This is a genomic window from Bartonella sp. MF74HXZ (assembly GCF_042194445.1).
In the GTDB taxonomy this organism is placed as follows: Bacteria; Pseudomonadota; Alphaproteobacteria; order Rhizobiales; family Rhizobiaceae; genus Bartonella; species Bartonella grahamii.
Window position 1 is genome coordinate 189,715 of sequence record NZ_JBHIMW010000003.1, and the last position, 17,629, is coordinate 207,343.

The following is a 17,629-nucleotide window of genomic DNA, read 5'->3' on the forward strand; positions in this document are numbered from 1 at the left end:
AACGAAGAGACACAATTCTCTGCTACAACACTGTAAAAACTTCAATAAAAAATAAATAATATATTGTCGTATAAAGATAATTCATTTTTTTCAACTAAAATGAGACTCCTAAATATTATAGAATTCTCTCATTTCTAATTTATTCATGATAAAACAATCACAATCATTTCCTCACCTATCACAAAGGGAAGAGCCACTATAAAAACAAGGAATAAAAAAGCCTCGTAAAGAATCAACACAATAGCGTTTTTGTCTATCTAAATTTCACAAACAGCGCACACACACACATGATGCTCTTGAGAGGCATCAAAACTTCACTCTGCATAAGAAAGATGAAAACAATCCATAATTAATTTTATGAGCTATTTTTGTGAGTAGGAGCCATACGGATTCCTAAATCACGTAATTGTGTAGGAGACACATCAGACGGAGCACTCATCAAAAGATCAAGTGCCTGTTGATTCATAGGAAATAAAGCAACTTCACGCAAATTTTTAACACCCTGCAACAGCATAATGATGCGGTCAATTCCCGCAGCCATACCACCGTGTGGCGGAGCCCCATAATGGAATGCACGATAAAGACCACCGAAACGATCTTTCACAACTTCCTTAGAAAGTCCTACAAGCTCAAAAACTTTAAGCATCATTTCTGGTAAGTGATTACGAATTCCACCTGATGCAATTTCATAACCATTGCAAACAAGATCATATTGAAAAGCTTTAAGAGTAAGAGGATCTTGGGTCTCAAGAGCATTTTCTCCCCCTTGAGGCATGGAAAAAGGATTATGTGCAAAATCAATCTTTTTCTCATCTTCATTCCATTCAAAAAATGGAAAATCAACAATCCAAGCCAAAGAGAAACTCTCTCTATCGAGAAGATCTAATTCTTCCCCTACCCGTGTACGGGCTGCTCCAGCAAAAGATGCGAATTTTTTTGGATCTCCAGCCACAAAAAAACAAGCATCACCACTTTCAAGTCCAAGCTGTATACGGAGCGCTTCAGCTCGCTGTTGACCAATATTTTTGGCGATAGGCCCTGCTCCTTCAAATTTTCCTTTTTCCTCACGCCAAAAAATATAACCGAGCCCTGGTTGCCCCTCGCCTTGTGCCCATACATTCATACGATCACAAAAAGCACGACTTCCACCCGTTTTAGCCGGAATAGCCCACACTCGTGCATTCTCATCATTCGCTAAAATTTGAGCAAAGACTTTGAAACCAGAATTATAAAAATGTTGAGAAACATCTTCCATAATGATCGGATTACGTAGATCAGGCTTATCAGAACCATATTTTTGCATTGCTTCATCATAGGAAATGCGAGGAAAGCTTTGTGTCACAGTTTTTCCATCTGCAAATTCTTCAAAAATAGAACGCATAATAGGTTCCATAGTTGCTAAAACATCTTCTTGCTCAACAAAACTCATTTCAACATCTAATTGATAAAATTCACCAGGAAGACGGTCGGCCCTTGGATCTTCATCTCTAAAACATGGAGCAATCTGAAAATAACGATCAAAACCTGACATCATCAACAACTGTTTATATTGCTGTGGTGCTTGCGGTAGTGCATAAAATTTTCCCTGATGAACACGACTTGGAACCAAAAAATCACGTGCTCCTTCCGGTGATGAAGCTGTCAAAAGTGGCGTCGTAAATTCCGTAAAACCATTATTTTGCATAGCCCGTCTCATAGCAGCAATAATTTCAGTCCGACGCATGATATTTTTGTGCATAGTCTCCCGACGCAAATCAAGAAAACGATATTTTAATCGAATATCTTCTGGATAATCAGGTTCACCAAAAACCGGTAAAGGAAGTTCATCAGATTTTGAAAGAATTTCTACCTCTTGTGCAACAATTTCAATCTCACCTGTTGGAAGCGTTGCATTAATAACCTCATCAGAACGTGCACATACCTCTCCATCCACACGAATAACCCATTCAGAACGCACTTTTTCAATAACTTTAAAAGCCGGCGAAGCAGGATCAGCAACAATTTGTGTAATTCCAAAATGATCACGTAAATCCACAAAAAGAATTCCTCCATGATCACGAACACGATGAACCCATCCCGAAAGACGGACTTGTGCTCCTACATCACATCTACGAAGAGCCGCACAATGATGACTGCGATAACGGTGCATGTTTTTTGCCTTTGATTATAATATTCACATGCGCTACAAACGCTTTTTAATAACCATTTGTCAAGATATGAGAATAAAAACTCAAAAATAAAGTCAATAAAGGACAAATTTAATTTATCGAATTATAATAAAATGATGAATCTTATTACACAAACAACAGATCTTGAAATTGCACTTAACGCTCTACGTACCTCTGATTTTGTAACAGTCGATACTGAGTTTATCCGCGAGACAACTTTTTGGCCTCAACTGTGTTTAATCCAGCTCGCATCACCAGATGTCACAGTTTTGATTGATCCCATAGCACCAGATATTAATTTACAACCTTTTTTTGACCTTATGATCGATAAAAAAGTTGTAAAAGTTTTTCATGCTGCGCGCCAAGACATTGAAACAATTTATCATCTTGGAGGTGTTATTCCTTCCCCTCTCTTTGATACGCAAATAGCAGGATCAATTTGTGGGTTTGGTGATTCTATCTCCTATGATCAAATTGTACAACGTTGCACGGGGCATCATCTTGATAAATCTTCCCGCTTTACAGACTGGAGTTGCCGACCTTTGTCTGAAAAACAACTGCTCTATGCACTTGCCGATGTAACCTATTTAAGAGATGTTTACCTGTTATTGAAAAAAAGGTTAGAAAAAAATCAACGTGCTCACTGGATGGATGATGAACTAACAATCCTTTTAAATCCTAAAACCTATGATATGCCAGAAGATGAAGCATGGAAAAAAGTGAAAGGACAAATTAAAAAGCCTCGTGAACTTGCTGTATTACAAAAGATAGCAGCTTGGCGTGAACGTGAAGCACGAAGATACAATATGCCACGTCGTCATATCATAAAAGATGAATGTCTTATAGAAATAGCAACCCAACAACCAAAAGATGAATCTGCATTAAAACGATTACGCAGTCTTAATAAGAATTGGGATAAACTCTCAATTGCTCAATCATTAATCAAAGCTGTCCACGAAGGCTTAGAGGTGGATCTTTCTACTTTACCTCCCATTCCTAAACATAATCCACTCAATGATACGACGGCCGCTGTTATCGATCTGCTCAAAGTATTATTAAAAATTGTTGCAAACGAAAACAGCATTGCCCCTAAAATTATTGCAACATCTAATGATTTAGAAAAAATTGCCAATGGAGGAATAAAGAAAAATATTCCCGCTATGAATGGCTGGCGCTATGAAATATTTGGTCAAAAAGCCGAACAACTGCTAAAGGGTCAGATAGGGTTTTACTTTAACGATGGAAAAATAAGCACAAAACAGCTTTAATTTACATTTTCATTTTTAAAAAACCATTACGCTACTTATTATCTACATAAATTGGTATGCCCTATGGACCAACGCAAATAGGATAACTAAAGCCTACTTCTGACAAAGTTAAAAACTTAAATAGTAAACTCTTATTAAAAATGGCAGCTAAATCTTTATCAGGTCAATCAAATAGCAATCTTATTAAAAAATCTAAAAACACAGACAGCTCCTCATTTAAAAGTTTTAAAAAGAAAAAGTTCTTATAATAAAAGCGCATTCGTTACAAAAATAGCAGCCTCGCAATAGGAACAAACAAAGATATAATGCCTCACGTCACCATATCGTATTAAAAACGACCGAGATTACAATCTAACAATCAAAACCATTCTCTTGCACACCATAAGCGGGGCTGGCGTGTGGATAAAAACTGTACAAGAAAGGACTAAAATGGCTCTTATGAATCGCCTCAAGTGCCAAGGGCTGTCGCAACATTGGGAGCTGGCAAATATAATAATGGTGCCGGCTTGCTTCTTCATAAGCGTAAAGATGGAGGTGCTCAATGGATTTACCGTTATACCATTCATGGTCGGCGCCGCAAAATGGGCTTGGGTGCGTTGCGAAATGTTTCTTTAAAAAACTCGTGAATGTGCAACCGAATGGCGTTCTGTTTTACGTGAAGGTCGTGACCCTATTAAAGAACGCAACAAACAAAAACGTGAGGCAATGCGTAATCTCCGTTACTTCAAATACATTGCTCTAGATGCCTTTGAAAGCCGTAAAGCTGAATTCAAAAATGAAGGCAAAGCTGGGGATTGGTCTTATCTTTACGCCTTCATATTCTCCCCAAATTAGGCTGTCTGCCTGTTTCAGAGAGTATACAAACAGAGATACGCAATACCCTTGCCCCAATTTGGTATACAAAAGATGCAACAGCAAAGAAAGCACTTGAACCGTCTTAATCTTTATCTCAAATATACTGCGCCTTAGATTTGAATGTTGATTTACAAATAACAGAAAAAGCACTCTCTCTTAAGAAAACAACGCCATAAAACACAAAATTTACCAGCAATGGATTGAAGAAATGTACCATCTTTTTATAAAAAACACTTTGCCAAACAACAACCCTAACACTATTGGCTTTGCGTCCACTCATCCTTACAGGATTCGCACTTTTCCTTTGTGTCATATTCATAAAATCAAGTGGATGGGGGTATATGGACTATCCCTGCTGAGAATATGAACGGTTTGCATGACGCTACAACAGAATTTCGCGTGCCCTTATCAACAAAGACATTAGAAATTTTAAAACAAGCGCGCTTGCTTTCTCGCAATGTTTTCTTTTTTTCTGCAACCAGTCGTAGTCCCCTTGCTCAGAATTGTATGTCAAAGTATATGAGAAAAAATAAACTTTATGTCTGCCCCTATGGGTTTCGTTCTAGTTTACGCGATTGGCTTACTGAAACAACCGCTCCCCCTTATGAAATCGCAGAAACCATCCTAGGTCATACAGTCGGAAGACAAGTAGAGCGTGCCTATCGTCGAACAGACTATCTAGAACAGCGCCGTGTCTATATGGATAAATGGACGGCTTATGTTACAGATCAAAGCTAAGATATGGGATACATAACCCCATTATTTGTGGATAACTTTCTCTCTCTTTTCTCTCATATCGTCTCAATAAGAATCATAAATAATCACATCAGAAATTATATGATAAAATATTGTTTTTTATAAATTAAATACCTTTCAAAGGATTCGAAAATATGGTTAATAAATGCTTATGATTTGTTTCTATTTTTTATAGTGAAAGAATTTTATAATGACAGAAAATGATATTCTTTTAGCGGACCGTGAAAGTGCAAATTCCATCCTGTGACGCCAGTAGCAGGATAAAAAATTGTGTTTTCTTTTATGAATGCTCAGGGCATTACAAATGCCTTACGTGGGGGATGACACGGGCGTTATGGAACAAAACTCCCCGTTGTCCAGCTCATGATGATAGGTTGCCTAGTTTATCCCTTGTCAATGGCACTATTATAAGACATAAAGCCCGAATAAATTAGAAAAAAATCAAAAAATTTCAAAAGCAAGAGGTTTTTTTATTATTTTTGATAACTTTTTTAATCGTCCAAGAGGACGTTCTCCTAATAACCCAGCGTAATTCTTTGGGATCTGCAAAATAATATGATCTTCTTTTTTACGCCACAATAGATGAGGTAAAATACCTGCAACAGAAGCACTAAAAAGATGAGCAATCCGCATGGTTTCGCCAAGAATACGTGCTTTTTCAATTATATTTTGAGTTGCTAATTGAAAAATGGGGAGAGATTCTTTATCAACCAGTAAACTTGTATTGCGAAAAAAAACAGCAAGCGCCGCATAAAGGCGCCCTTCATGAGAAATTCCTGGATAAGATCCTAAAGCTATTTGATTTGCTGCTTCATTGCCTCGATAATCTGGATGTATACGCCAACCAATATCCGCAAGAAGACAAGCGGCTTGACGATAACGGCATTCATTTTCAGTTTCTGAAATTCCAAAAACTTCAAAAGCATTCGTCGTAAAATCAATGAGTTCTTCTGCTTGTTTTGGTGAACGTGCCCGTAAAATAGCCATTTCTGTACATGCTGCAATGAGAGGATCTGAAAGTCGAATCGCCTGCGACAATCGTGAATAAAGAAAACCTTCACGAACGCCAGCACCAGAAAAAATTATCTTTTCAAACTCCATACACTGAATGAGTTCAATAAGAACTATTGCCCCATAAGATAAAAGTTTCCGACGATTCTGAGAAACCGCTGTAATCCCTCTCATATTATCAATATTGCCACGTGCTACAAGACGTAAAAAGTTCTCCATTTCAACGGCATCAACTTCATAGCCATGCATAACAGGGAGCCGATAGTGTTTCATTGCCATATGGAGTTTTGCCAAATTACGCCATGTCCCCCCCACTGCATAAAAATAACGTGCTATACCTTTACGAGTACGAACAACTGACGATTTATAAAGTTGCTCATGTACAATTTTTGTAGCTACAGCACTATCATTATTTGACATATACTGTAGCCTTAAACCACCCAATGGGAGAGTTATCCCTTCACCAACATCAGAATGATCAATATCAATCAGCTCAAGACTTCCACCACCAAGATCCCCAGAAATACCTTTTGGTTGATAAAAAGTAGACACAACTCCATATGCTGAATACATAGCTTCTTCACTTCCTGAAAGAAGATATATTTTACTTTGCAAAATATCTTCAGCATGCTGAATAAATGCTACACCATTCTTTGCATCTCGTGCTGCTGCTGTTGCTAAAGTATAGACCTCATCTGCCCCAATCTGTCGACAAAGCGTACGAAACCGTTTCAGTGTTTGCAACGCCATTTTCATCGATTTTTCTTCTAAAAATCCTGTTTTTGCCACACCATGACCGAGACCACAAAGAATCTTTTCATTAAACAAAACCGTTGGTGAGCGAACAAGCCCCTCATAAATAACCAACCGAACAGAATTTGAGCCAATGTCAATAACAGCAACAGGCTTACGCCCTTTTAACCGACCTTGAGCATCTATATATGTCATTGGATTTTAATCTTTATGTATTTCGGCTTGTTGCCGACGCAACGCAATCAAGCGCGAAACAGAAGATTCAAAGGACTCTTTTCTCCCCGCAAAACTTGTATTAGCCATAAAATACTCCTGCGCATTAAACAGACTTTCACCTATCTGCGGTGTAATACGTTTTGATGTTCCATCCTTAAGTATATCAAAGCTTTGTTGATTATCAATGATATTAGCCAACATAATTTGTAAAAGAATTTTTTGACGCACTATTTTATTAAAAACTGGAACCAATATTTCAATACGATAGTCTAGGTTACGAGGCATCATATCAGCAGATCCTAAGTAAACAAGTGCATTTTCATTAGGCAAATCTTGACCATTCCCAAAACAAAAAATGCGACTATGTTCAAGAAAACGCCCGACAATTGATTTTACACGAATATTATCTGAAATTCCTAGAATACGAGGACGTAAACAACATATCCCCCGCACAACCAAATCAATTTGCACCCCTGCTTGACTGGCACGATATAAAGCATCAATAATTTCAGGATCAACCAATGCATTAACTTTCATCCAAATAGCAGCAAACCTTCCCTGTTGTGCATGAGCAATTTCTCCCTCAATATGCTCTAAGATACGACCACGCAATGTTAAGGGTGAAAAAGCAATCTTCATTGTTTCATTCGGACGCTCATATTGCGCAATATAATTGAACAATAACGCAACATCATGAGCGATATCATCATCCTTGGAAAAAAAAGAAAGATCCGTATAAGTTTTAGCGTTAATGGGATGATAATTTCCTGTTCCAAGATGAACATAAGAGCAAAGACGTTTTCCCTCACGTCTCACAACCAATGACATCTTGGCATGAGTTTTTAATGCAATAAAACCAAAAATAACTTGAACCCCAGCACTTTCAAGATCCCGTGCCCAACGAATATTTGCTTCCTCATCAAAACGTGCTTTAAGTTCTACCAAAGCAGTCACAGACTTTCCCTGTTCTGCTGCTTCAATCAAAGCGCCGACAATTGGACTATCATTTGATGTACGATAAAGTGTTTGTTTAATTTCCACAACATCAGGATCGCAAGCAGCTTGACGTAAAAATTGGACAACAACATCAAATGTCTCATAAGGGTGATGAATCACAATATCATTTTCACGAATAGCCGCAAAACAATCCCCTTTATGTTCACGAATACATTCTGGAACACGGGGAATATAAGGAATAAATTTGAGATCATTACGGGGAATAGAAACAATTTCTGATACCATATTAAGCGCTAAAAATCCATCACGAACATTAATACAATTATCAGGAACAGCAAGACTATTCGCTATAAACTGGCGTAAACTCTCTGGCATTTTTGCGTCAAATTCAACTCGAATAACCTGCCCACGGCGCCGCCTTTTGAGAGCAGTTTCAAAAAAATGAACAAGATCCTCAGCTTCTTCTTCTACTTCAATATCACTATCTCGGATTACTCTAAATGTACCAATTCCTTTAACCTCATAGTTAGGAAATATATGTTTAATAAAAAGGCAAATAACATCTTCAGATGCAATAAAACGAAAATGATTACCCTCTTGAGGAAGAAGAATAAAACGCCTTAAAAGCATTGAAATAGACAACAACACTGTGTGTAAGTTCTGATCAGTTTCTCCAGACAATTGAAGAGCAATAGAAAGCCCTAAATTAGGAATAAATGGAAAAGGATGAGTAGAATCAACAGGCAAAGGTTTTAAAACAGGAAAAATTGTCTCAAGAAAATATTTTTCAAGCCATGATTTTTCAATTTCTAAAAGATCATCAGAACAAATAATTTCAATATCATTCTTTTTTAATTCATCACGTAAAACATTCAATTCTCGTAGTTGGTGAGCCTGCAACTTTGAAATCTCAGCTAATACAATATCAAGTTGTTCCTGTGGAGTGTGTCCATCTGCACTGCACGCTGTAACGCGAGCACGAATTTGAGCTGCTAGTCCTGCAACACGAACCATAAAAAACTCATCAAGATTTGCCGCTGAAATAGAAAGAAATTGTAGACGTTCTAATAAAGGATGTTTAGAATTAGCCGCTTCCATCAAAACACGATTATTAAATTGTAGCCATGAAAACTCTCGATTAATAAACCGTACCGGATTTTTCATTGTTATATTCGATATAGAAATTTTATCTACCACCCTCTGTTCCATATATCCTAAATAATTTTCTTTTATATTTTCTAAAATCCTTGACGAAATATCCCATATAACATTTTATAATGTGTTATCATCATAATAATATATCAATGCCTAACTTTTCTCATCGTGTTTTCATTTAATATTTAAAAATACTTGGAACTATTTCTATGCGCAAAGCGCTAAAAACACGACAATTATTCTAATATAGCATAAAAGGAGGAGAAATTTGTCTTAAAAAGCAGCTTGCATTATTATAAGCTTTATTACAAACTCACGCCTATAAAATAAAAGAGCCCAATTATAGCTGATGAGACAATTTATTCTGGAGTTTGTACGCCATGGCTGATCACAATATTCCCCATTTCCAAAATGACCTTGGATATAAAACAATCGAAATTGGTGTGAAAGAATTTATGTGTGTAGGCGCTACACAACCATTCGATCATCCCCATATCTTTATCGACATGGGAGAAGCAGATGAGAAAATTTGCCCTTATTGCTCAACCCTTTATCGTTATGTTCCCTCGCTATCATACGATCAAACAAACCCAACAGGATGTTTATATCATCCAGAAAAGCTATTATAATCGCGTTTTTGGGCTTTCTTAATAACCACTCTTTTAATTCTGCTTGTTTAATATGGAATCATTTGTGAACCGATCACCCTTCATTGTTGGAGGAGGAATTGCTGGTTTAAGCACCGCTTTAGCACTCGCTCATAAAGGAATTGCAAGCACCATTATCGAAAAGTGTAAGCAACTTGAAACAATAGGCGCTGGTATTCAACTGACACCAAATGCAACATCTATTCTTGCTCGCTGGGAACTTCTTAACAAACTCACTGAAGTCGCGACAATCCCACATTTTCTTGAGTTAAAAGATGGATTATCTTTAAAAATACATCTACGGGCTCATCTTATCAATCTAACAGAAAAATATTGGAAAGCCCCTTATATGACGATCCACCGTGCGGCTTTACAAAAAATTTTATATGATGCAGTGATTGAAAATCCTTTGATCAAATACAAAGCAGGCGAAACGATTGTATCTTCTACCCAATCTGCAACCAACATTAAAATAAAGACAATAAAAACAAATACAACAACAGAACAGCTTCATTCAACGCCCCTCCTGATCGGATGTGATGGAGTTTGGTCAACATTACGGCAACAATCTCCCTTTCATGAAAGAGCAAATTTTAGTGGCTTTATTGCTTGGCGTGCAACAACAACATTTGATAATCTTCCTCAAAAATTTCGTTCTTCACTGCAAAATATGAAGACAATTACAGCTTGGATGGGACCCCAAAATCATCTTGTTGTCTATCCCATTCAATCGTCAGAAAAAATTTTTAATTTTGTCGCCATTACGCATGGAGAAAATTCAAAAGAAGGATGGGCTCATAAAGGAGATAAAGAAAAACTCAAATCTCTTTTTAAAGGTTGGAATTCAAAAATCTTACAAATCTTTGATCATATCGATGAATGGAGCTATTGGCCACTCTTTCAAATGAAACAAAATCGTTTTATCGGCTTAGAGAGACAAGTATTTGTTGGCGATTGTGCACATGCAGCCTTACCTTTTGCAGCGCAAGGTGCCGCTATGGCAATCGAAGATGCTGCCACATTAGCAGAAGCACTTTCATTGAAAGATTTTTCATTAACGAAAGCACTTTCGCTTTACGAAACAACACGCACCCCCCGTATTGTAGCAGTAAAAAAACGCGGAGATTTCAATAGATTAGCCTATCACGCAACCGGTCCTATAGCAATTGCACGCAATCTCATGATGAAAATTCGTACACCAGAGAGCATTATGTCAGATCTCAATTGGCTTTACATGTATGATGCGATGAATTCCATAAAAAATAATGATAAAAACTTATAAAATTCTTCCAGTACTTTGAATATTACGAAAGAAAGAAATTTTTTGACACTATGACACTAAAAAAACATCATAATTCACTCAAATAAAAGCAATATTTTCCGAAACCTACAATCCGATTTTAAATGCTCAATTTTTAGCTCTCTTAAAAGCAAAAACACCACTCAAAATCAGCTCCGATCTTTAATCTTTCTGTTAACTCAATTCTACATCAACAACCCCCTGAATTAATTTCATAGCATTTGCGACATGTGAATTTACCTTATATCGCTTAGGAAGCGCAATTTCGACTTCTCGCAATCCATCCTCTTGAATTAAAATAAGCCCAACCTCTCCATTCCCCCCAAGATTTAAATTTTGTTCAATTTGTGGAAGCATATCAACTGTTTTTATAAAAAGACGCATCATTTTATGCTGTTTTAATGATTCCTTTTCCAACGACTGAATTGTTTCAATTCGCAAACTAACCCCTTCAGAACGATTTTCTGCGCTCACCGTAATAATAAAAGATTTTCCGGGTTCTAGCATCTCTTCATAATCTGAGAGTGCCTCAGAAAAGAGAACTGCTTCATATTGTCCACTTGTATCAGAAAAATGAATAATTCCCATTTTTTTACCAGATTTTGTTTTGCGCACGTTTTTTGCCACAACAGTTCCCGCAAGCCGTGCAGCCGTTGCTCCTCCTTTAACGGCGTTGGCAAAATTAACCCAAGTCTGAATGCGTTTTTTGTTCAGAATAGCTTGATACTCCTCCAATGGATGCGCAGAAAAGTAAAAACCTATAGCTTGAAATTCTCGATAAAGTTTCTCAGCCGGCAACCAAGGAGTTGTTTGCGATAAAATCAATGGTTCTTTTAATCCGCCTGCCATTCCAAATATATCAACCTGCCCGCTAGAATTGTCATCGAGAATACGAAGTGCACGCGCATGAAGGGTTCCAAGATTGGCTAATAAAACCTCACGTGCAATGTTAAAACAATCAAAAGCACCAGCACAAACTAAACTTTCCATCGCACGCTTGTTAACAATACGAGGATCAACACGCGCACAAAAATCTTCCAGATCCTTAAAAATCTTATCCCCACGACAAGTAACAATATGATCCACAACAGTTTCTCCCACTCCTTTAATGGCAGCAAGAGAATAATAAATACAGTTATCACCAACCTCAAAAACACGATGAGATGTTTGTATAGAAGGTGCAATAACTTCAATACCCAGCCTTAATGCTTCACGCCGAAAATCATTAAGTTTATCTGTATTCGTCATATCATACGTCATTGAAGCTGCTAAAAACTCAACGGGATAATTTGCTTTCATATAAGCTGTTTGGTAAGAAACAATTGCATAAGCAGCAGCGTGCGATTTATTAAAACCATAATCGGCAAATTTTGCTAAAAGATCAAAGATAATATCAGCTTGATCTTTATCAACACCACCAGCAACAGCTCCATTGACAAAACGCGTACGCTGTTTTTGCATTTCAGCATGAATTTTTTTCCCCATAGCACGACGTAATAAATCGGCTTCTCCAAGCGAATAGCCAGAAAGCACCTGAGCAATCTGCATCACCTGTTCTTGATAGACAATAACACCTTGTGTTTCTTTGATCAGATGATCTATTTTAGGATGAATGGAAGCAATTTCCTCTTCCCCATGTTTGCGTGCATTATAGGTTGGAATATTCTCCATTGGACCTGGACGATAAAGTGCGACCAGCGCAATAATATCTTCAATACGGTCTGGCTTCATTCCGATCAACGCCTTGCGCATACCAGAACTTTCCACCTGAAACACACCAACCGTTTCACCACGTGCCATCATAGCGTAGGTTGTTTCATCATTCAGAGGGATATTTGATAAATCTATTTTTATCCCCTTTCTGGCAACAAAATCGACTGCCATTTTCAAAACAGTAAGCGTTTTTAATCCAAGAAAATCAAATTTTACCAGCCCTGCCTGTTCAACATATTTCATGTTAAATTGTGTAACAGGCATATCAGAACGAGGATCACGATACATCGGGACAAGCTCCCAAAGCGGACGATCTCCGATAACAATCCCAGCAGCATGAGTCGAAGCATGACGATAAAGTCCCTCCAACTGGAGTGCGATATCTAATGCGCGTCCAACAACGGGATCTTTTTTCTTTTCCTCTTCAAATTTAGGTTCATCCTTAATAGCATCAGCCAATTCTACCTGACTTCCTGGTGTGGCAGGAATTAATTTTGTAAGATAATCCACCTGACGATAAGGAACTTCTAAAACACGCCCCACATCACGCAAAACTGCACGTGCCTGTAACTTACCAAAGGTAATAATTTGAGCAACTTGATTACGTCCATATTTTTTTTGAACATATTGAATAACTTCTTCGCGCCGCTCTTGACAAAAGTCGATATCAAAATCTGGCATCGAAACACGATCTGGGTTGAGAAAACGTTCAAAGAGAAGAGAAAACCGCAATGGATCAACATCAGTAATCGTCAATGCATAAGCAACAAGTGAACCAGCACCAGAACCCCGTCCTGGTCCAACGGGAATATCATGAACCTTTGCCCATTTTATGAAATCTGAAACGATAAGAAAATATCCAGAAAATTGCATACGCGTAATAACTGAAATTTCATAATCAAGCCGCTGCTCATAATCTGCAATCGTATACCCTTCAGCCAATCCAATTGTTTCAAGCCGCATCTTCAAACCAGCTTTAGCCTGATTTAACAACTCACTATCTTCTACTTCCAAAGTATTTTCTGAATTAGCAGATTGTTCTATAAAACGAGGCAATATCGGTTTTCGAAGAGGCGTGGCAATATGACAACGCAATGCAATTTCAACACTATTTTCTAAAGCTTCTGGAAGATCAGAAAAGAGTGTAACCATTTCATCTTGTGACTTCAAATAATGATCTGGCGTCACACGTTTGCGATCTGGATTAGAGACTATTTGCCCTTCTGAAACAGCCATCAGCGCATCATGCGCTTCATACCCTTCTCTCTTCAGAAAAAAGGCTTCATTTGTTGCAACAAGAGGAATTTCATGCGCATAAGCCAATTCAATAAGATCAGCTTCTACTCTCCGATCATAAGAGCCATGCCGTTGTAATTCCACATAAAGACGATCAGCAAAAGATTTTTTCAAATAAATTAAGCGTTCAACAGCATGTTCTTTTTTCTCTTCTGCCAAAGAAAGATTAATAGGTCCTCCCTTGCCTCCCGTTAAAACAATTATTCCTTCACTGTGTGCCGACAACCAATTAGCTTTAATATGAGGAAGATCAGTATCACGTTTATCAAGATAAGCACGGCTCACAAGACGAACCAAATGAGCATAACCGATTTCACTAGCAGCCAACAGAACAATAGAGCAAAAATCAGAAGGATTACGCCATTTAGCCAAACGTGAATGATCATTTTCATCACAAAAATCAACAGTAAGCTGACAACCAATAATAGGTTGGACCCCATGAGCAAGACAATGCTGTGAAAATTCCAAAGCACCAAATAAATTATTGGTATCGGTAATAGCAACCGCTGGTGCATAATCTGAAATAGCCTGTTGAATAATTTGGGGGATTTTTAAAGCCCCTTCGAGCAAAGAATAAGCTGAATGCACTCTCAAATGAATAAAGCGAGGAAGAGAATTTTTGTTTTCTTGCATTTTATTTTTATTTTTTACCACTCTCACAATTTCCCACTACAAAATAAATGCCAAACAGCACCCCTTATAAAAGAAAAAAACTTCTGTTTATCATAACTTTAAAGCTATAAATTCATCATCCTACATAGGAGCAATATCCCAATTTTATTAATATTTATAAGAGAGTTCTATCAAGAAAATGCTTCTATTCACAGCAAATAAACAGCTAAAATAAAAAGAAAACAATATAGCTCATCTAAGCACTTTAATTTTAGCACCCTTTTATTGTATTTATCTTTAAATATTAATTTTTCTTCCTAAAATTCAATGTGTAAGTAAAGCAACCTCCTCTTTATGACTTTATCCCCAAAAAGCTCTTCTAAAGGTCTAGAAAAAACAAAAAGAGCAGGTTAAATTCGCTCATGCCTCCAAGTCTTCTTACCCCTCTTTTTAATTCTATTCGAACTCTTTCTGGTATTACACCTAAAGTCTATGGTTTACTGACCAAACTCTTAAATGTTAATCCTACACAACGCGAAGCAACTCTTATTGATCTTCTTCAATTAATGCCTCATTCCGTCATAGACCGCAGAATGCGTCCCAACATTGCTTGTGTAACAGAAGGAGACACTGTTACGCTCGAAATTATCATCGATCAACATCAACCACCGCCCCGTGGTCACAACAAAATCCCCTATCGTGTTATTGCCCATGATCAAACAGGAAAAATAAATTTAGTCTTTTTTCACGCTCAGCCTCTTTGGCTAAAAAAACAACTCCCTGAAGGAAAAAAAGTCACTGTATCAGGAAAAATTGAATGGTTTAATGGGCAATTTTCAATGGCGCATCCCGACTATATTGCTCCAAGCGAACAATCAAATCAGATTCCTCTCATCGAACCTGTCTACCCCTCTACTGCAGGACTAACTGCAAAGACACTAAGAGGCGCCATACAAAACGCTCTTGATTTTATTCCTGTGCTCCCAGAATGGATAGATGAAAATGTGAAAAAGCAGCAAAATTTTTCTTCTTTTTCTGTTGCTTTACGCCGTATCCATGCGCCCATTAATCCCAACGATCTATCCCTAGAAAGTACAGCACGCAAACGTCTTGCCTATGATGAATTGCTCGCTTGTCAATTGGCGCTAGGACTCGTGCGTTTGAAAACTAAATCTCTTGTTGGCACTTCTCGACCATCAACAGGAATTTATACTAAAAAATTGCTTAATGTTCTCCCCTTTCAACTCACAACCGGACAAAAAAAAGCAGTAGAAGATATCGCGAATGATCTTGCTTCGCCAGAACCGATGCTAAGACTGCTTCAAGGTGATGTAGGCGCAGGAAAAACTGTTGTTGCATTGATGGCAATGGCACAAATTGCTGAAAATTCAGGACAATCAGCTTTAATGGCACCAACCGAAGTGCTTGCCAGGCAACATTTTTCCACCATTGCTCCTCTTGCCGAAAAAGTCGGATTACAAACAACTCTTTTAACAGGACGAGAAAAAGGGAAATTGCGGACAAATATCTTGAATGATATTCTCTCAGGTCAAGTTTCTATTATCATCGGAACCCATGCTCTCATACAAAACAGCATTACTTATAACAATCTTGCCTTAACCATTATCGATGAACAACACCGTTTTGGTGTCCATCAACGTATCGCTCTTACAGAAAAAGGCAATAAACCTGATATGCTGGTTATGACCGCCACGCCCATTCCGCGGACACTTGTCTTAACAGCTTTTGGTGATATGGATGTATCTAAAATTACAGAAAAACCAATGGGACGACAACCCATTACAACAGCAATGCTTTCTTTGAAACGTCTTCATGAGCTTATAGAGCGAATCGCAATTGCATTAGAAAAAGGAGAAAAGCTCTATTGGATTTGTCCTTTAGTGGAGGAATCGACAGCTCTTGATCTCACTTCAATTGAAAACCGCTTTGCATTTCTCCATGAACGCTTTGGTGCACACGTTGGTATGATCCACGGAAAAATGTCTACAGCAGAAAAAGAAGCCGCTATGGCATCTTTTAAATGTGGAAATACACGTATTTTAGTTGCAACCACCGTCATTGAAGTGGGAGTAGATATTCCAGATGCTTCAATCATTATCATAGAACACGCGGAACATTTTGGCCTTTCACAATTGCACCAATTGCGTGGACGTGTAGGACGAGGCGATAAAAAATCTTCCTGCATTTTGCTCTATAAAGATCCACTGACTAAAACAGCAGCAACACGCCTTAATATTATCCGCAATACAGAAGATGGTTTTGAAATCGCTGAAGAAGATTGGCGCCTGCGAGGCGAAGGAGAGCTTTTAGGTACCAAACAATCCGGAGTCCCTGAATTTCATATAGCAAACCTTGCAGTTCATAGTGATCTTTTGTCAATGGCAAGAAAAGATGCTCGTTTATTTTTACAACGCGATCCTCATCTTTCTTCTCAGCAAGGACAAGCTTTACAGTTGCTGCTTTATCTTTTCGGACACGATGATGCTACACGCCTCTTGCGAGCAGGATAACAAAGCCCCTCTAATAAAAAATTAAAATACCTCTCTGTTCAAATACGATTTTCTCTCTTAGAATAACCCATAAACGATCTATGCAATCCCTTACCATCTTTATGCTTCATGAAAGAGTAACAACCCAACAACAGCATCTTTTCTTTCAATCTAAATTATTCTTGCATTAAAACAGTAGAAGAAATATTGCGCATTTTTCTATCATTATATTCACATAGCTGATCTATTTTTTGACAGGTAAGAAAATATTTTTTGTTTTATCGTAAAGAATTTAGAAAGAAAAATCCCGTCTCCGGTATTCTCGTTCAACAGAGAAAAGTGGAAAAAATAAGCTATCGTTATAAATCAGTTTCTTACACTTGATTATTCTCCCAAAGATTCAGAAATATAC

The 17,629-nt window shown here is 37.7% G+C and carries 8 protein-coding genes and 1 pseudogene; 5 read left to right on the forward strand and 4 right to left on the reverse strand.

All coding sequences use genetic code 11. From position 1 onward, the window contains the following. Positions 1 to 355 precede the first annotated feature (355 nt). Positions 356 to 2,149, reverse strand: coding sequence for an aspartate--tRNA ligase (gene aspS, locus ACFIJ8_RS03690; protein WP_375629413.1), 1,794 nt, complete (start codon positions 2,147 to 2,149; stop codon positions 356 to 358). A gap of 132 nt (positions 2,150 to 2,281) precedes the next feature. Here aspS and rnd point away from each other — a divergent pair, with 132 nt between their 5' ends. Both rnd and ACFIJ8_RS03700 read left to right on the forward strand, forming a co-directional pair. After that, positions 2,282 to 3,436 carry a ribonuclease D gene (gene rnd, locus ACFIJ8_RS03695; RefSeq protein ID WP_375639024.1) on the forward strand — a complete coding sequence of 385 codons (1,155 nt, stop codon included), beginning with the start codon at positions 2,282 to 2,284 and terminating at the stop codon, positions 3,434 to 3,436. Positions 3,437 to 3,865: 429 nt separating this feature from the next. After that, positions 3,866 to 5,029 (forward strand): annotated as a pseudogene (locus tag ACFIJ8_RS03700) (tyrosine-type recombinase/integrase). Between the two features lie 459 nt (positions 5,030 to 5,488). On the opposite strand, the gene ppx reads toward ACFIJ8_RS03700, so the two are convergent. Then, the gene (gene ppx, locus ACFIJ8_RS03705; RefSeq protein WP_375639025.1) at positions 5,489 to 7,006 is read right to left on the reverse strand and encodes an exopolyphosphatase; all 1,518 of its coding nucleotides are present in this window, start codon (positions 7,004 to 7,006) and stop codon (positions 5,489 to 5,491) included. Positions 7,007 to 7,012: 6 nt separating this feature from the next. Beyond that, positions 7,013 to 9,193 (reverse strand): RNA degradosome polyphosphate kinase, encoded by a 2,181-nt coding sequence (locus ACFIJ8_RS03710; protein WP_375639026.1) that lies wholly within the window; start codon positions 9,191 to 9,193, stop codon positions 7,013 to 7,015. A gap of 326 nt (positions 9,194 to 9,519) precedes the next feature. On the opposite strand from ACFIJ8_RS03710, the gene ACFIJ8_RS03715 reads away from it, so the two are divergent. After that, complete coding sequence (locus ACFIJ8_RS03715; RefSeq protein ID WP_273788196.1) at positions 9,520 to 9,768, forward strand: zinc-finger domain-containing protein; 249 nt, start codon at positions 9,520 to 9,522, stop codon at positions 9,766 to 9,768. A gap of 52 nt (positions 9,769 to 9,820) precedes the next feature. After that, on the forward strand, positions 9,821 to 11,068 hold the full coding sequence (locus tag ACFIJ8_RS03720; protein WP_375639027.1) for an FAD-binding protein: 1,248 nt from the start codon (positions 9,821 to 9,823) through the stop codon (positions 11,066 to 11,068). A 192-nt stretch (positions 11,069 to 11,260) separates the two neighbouring features. Here ACFIJ8_RS03720 and dnaE read toward each other — a convergent pair whose 3' ends face one another. Continuing rightward, entirely contained in the window at positions 11,261 to 14,728 is a 3,468-nt protein-coding gene (dnaE, locus tag ACFIJ8_RS03725; protein WP_375639061.1) for a DNA polymerase III subunit alpha, read from the reverse strand. A 401-nt stretch (positions 14,729 to 15,129) separates the two neighbouring features. On the opposite strand from dnaE, the gene recG reads away from it, so the two are divergent. Further along, a complete protein-coding gene (gene recG, locus ACFIJ8_RS03730) occupies positions 15,130 to 17,238 on the forward strand; it encodes an ATP-dependent DNA helicase RecG (protein ID WP_375639028.1) in 2,109 nt (702 codons plus the stop codon). Positions 17,239 to 17,629 lie beyond the last annotated feature (391 nt).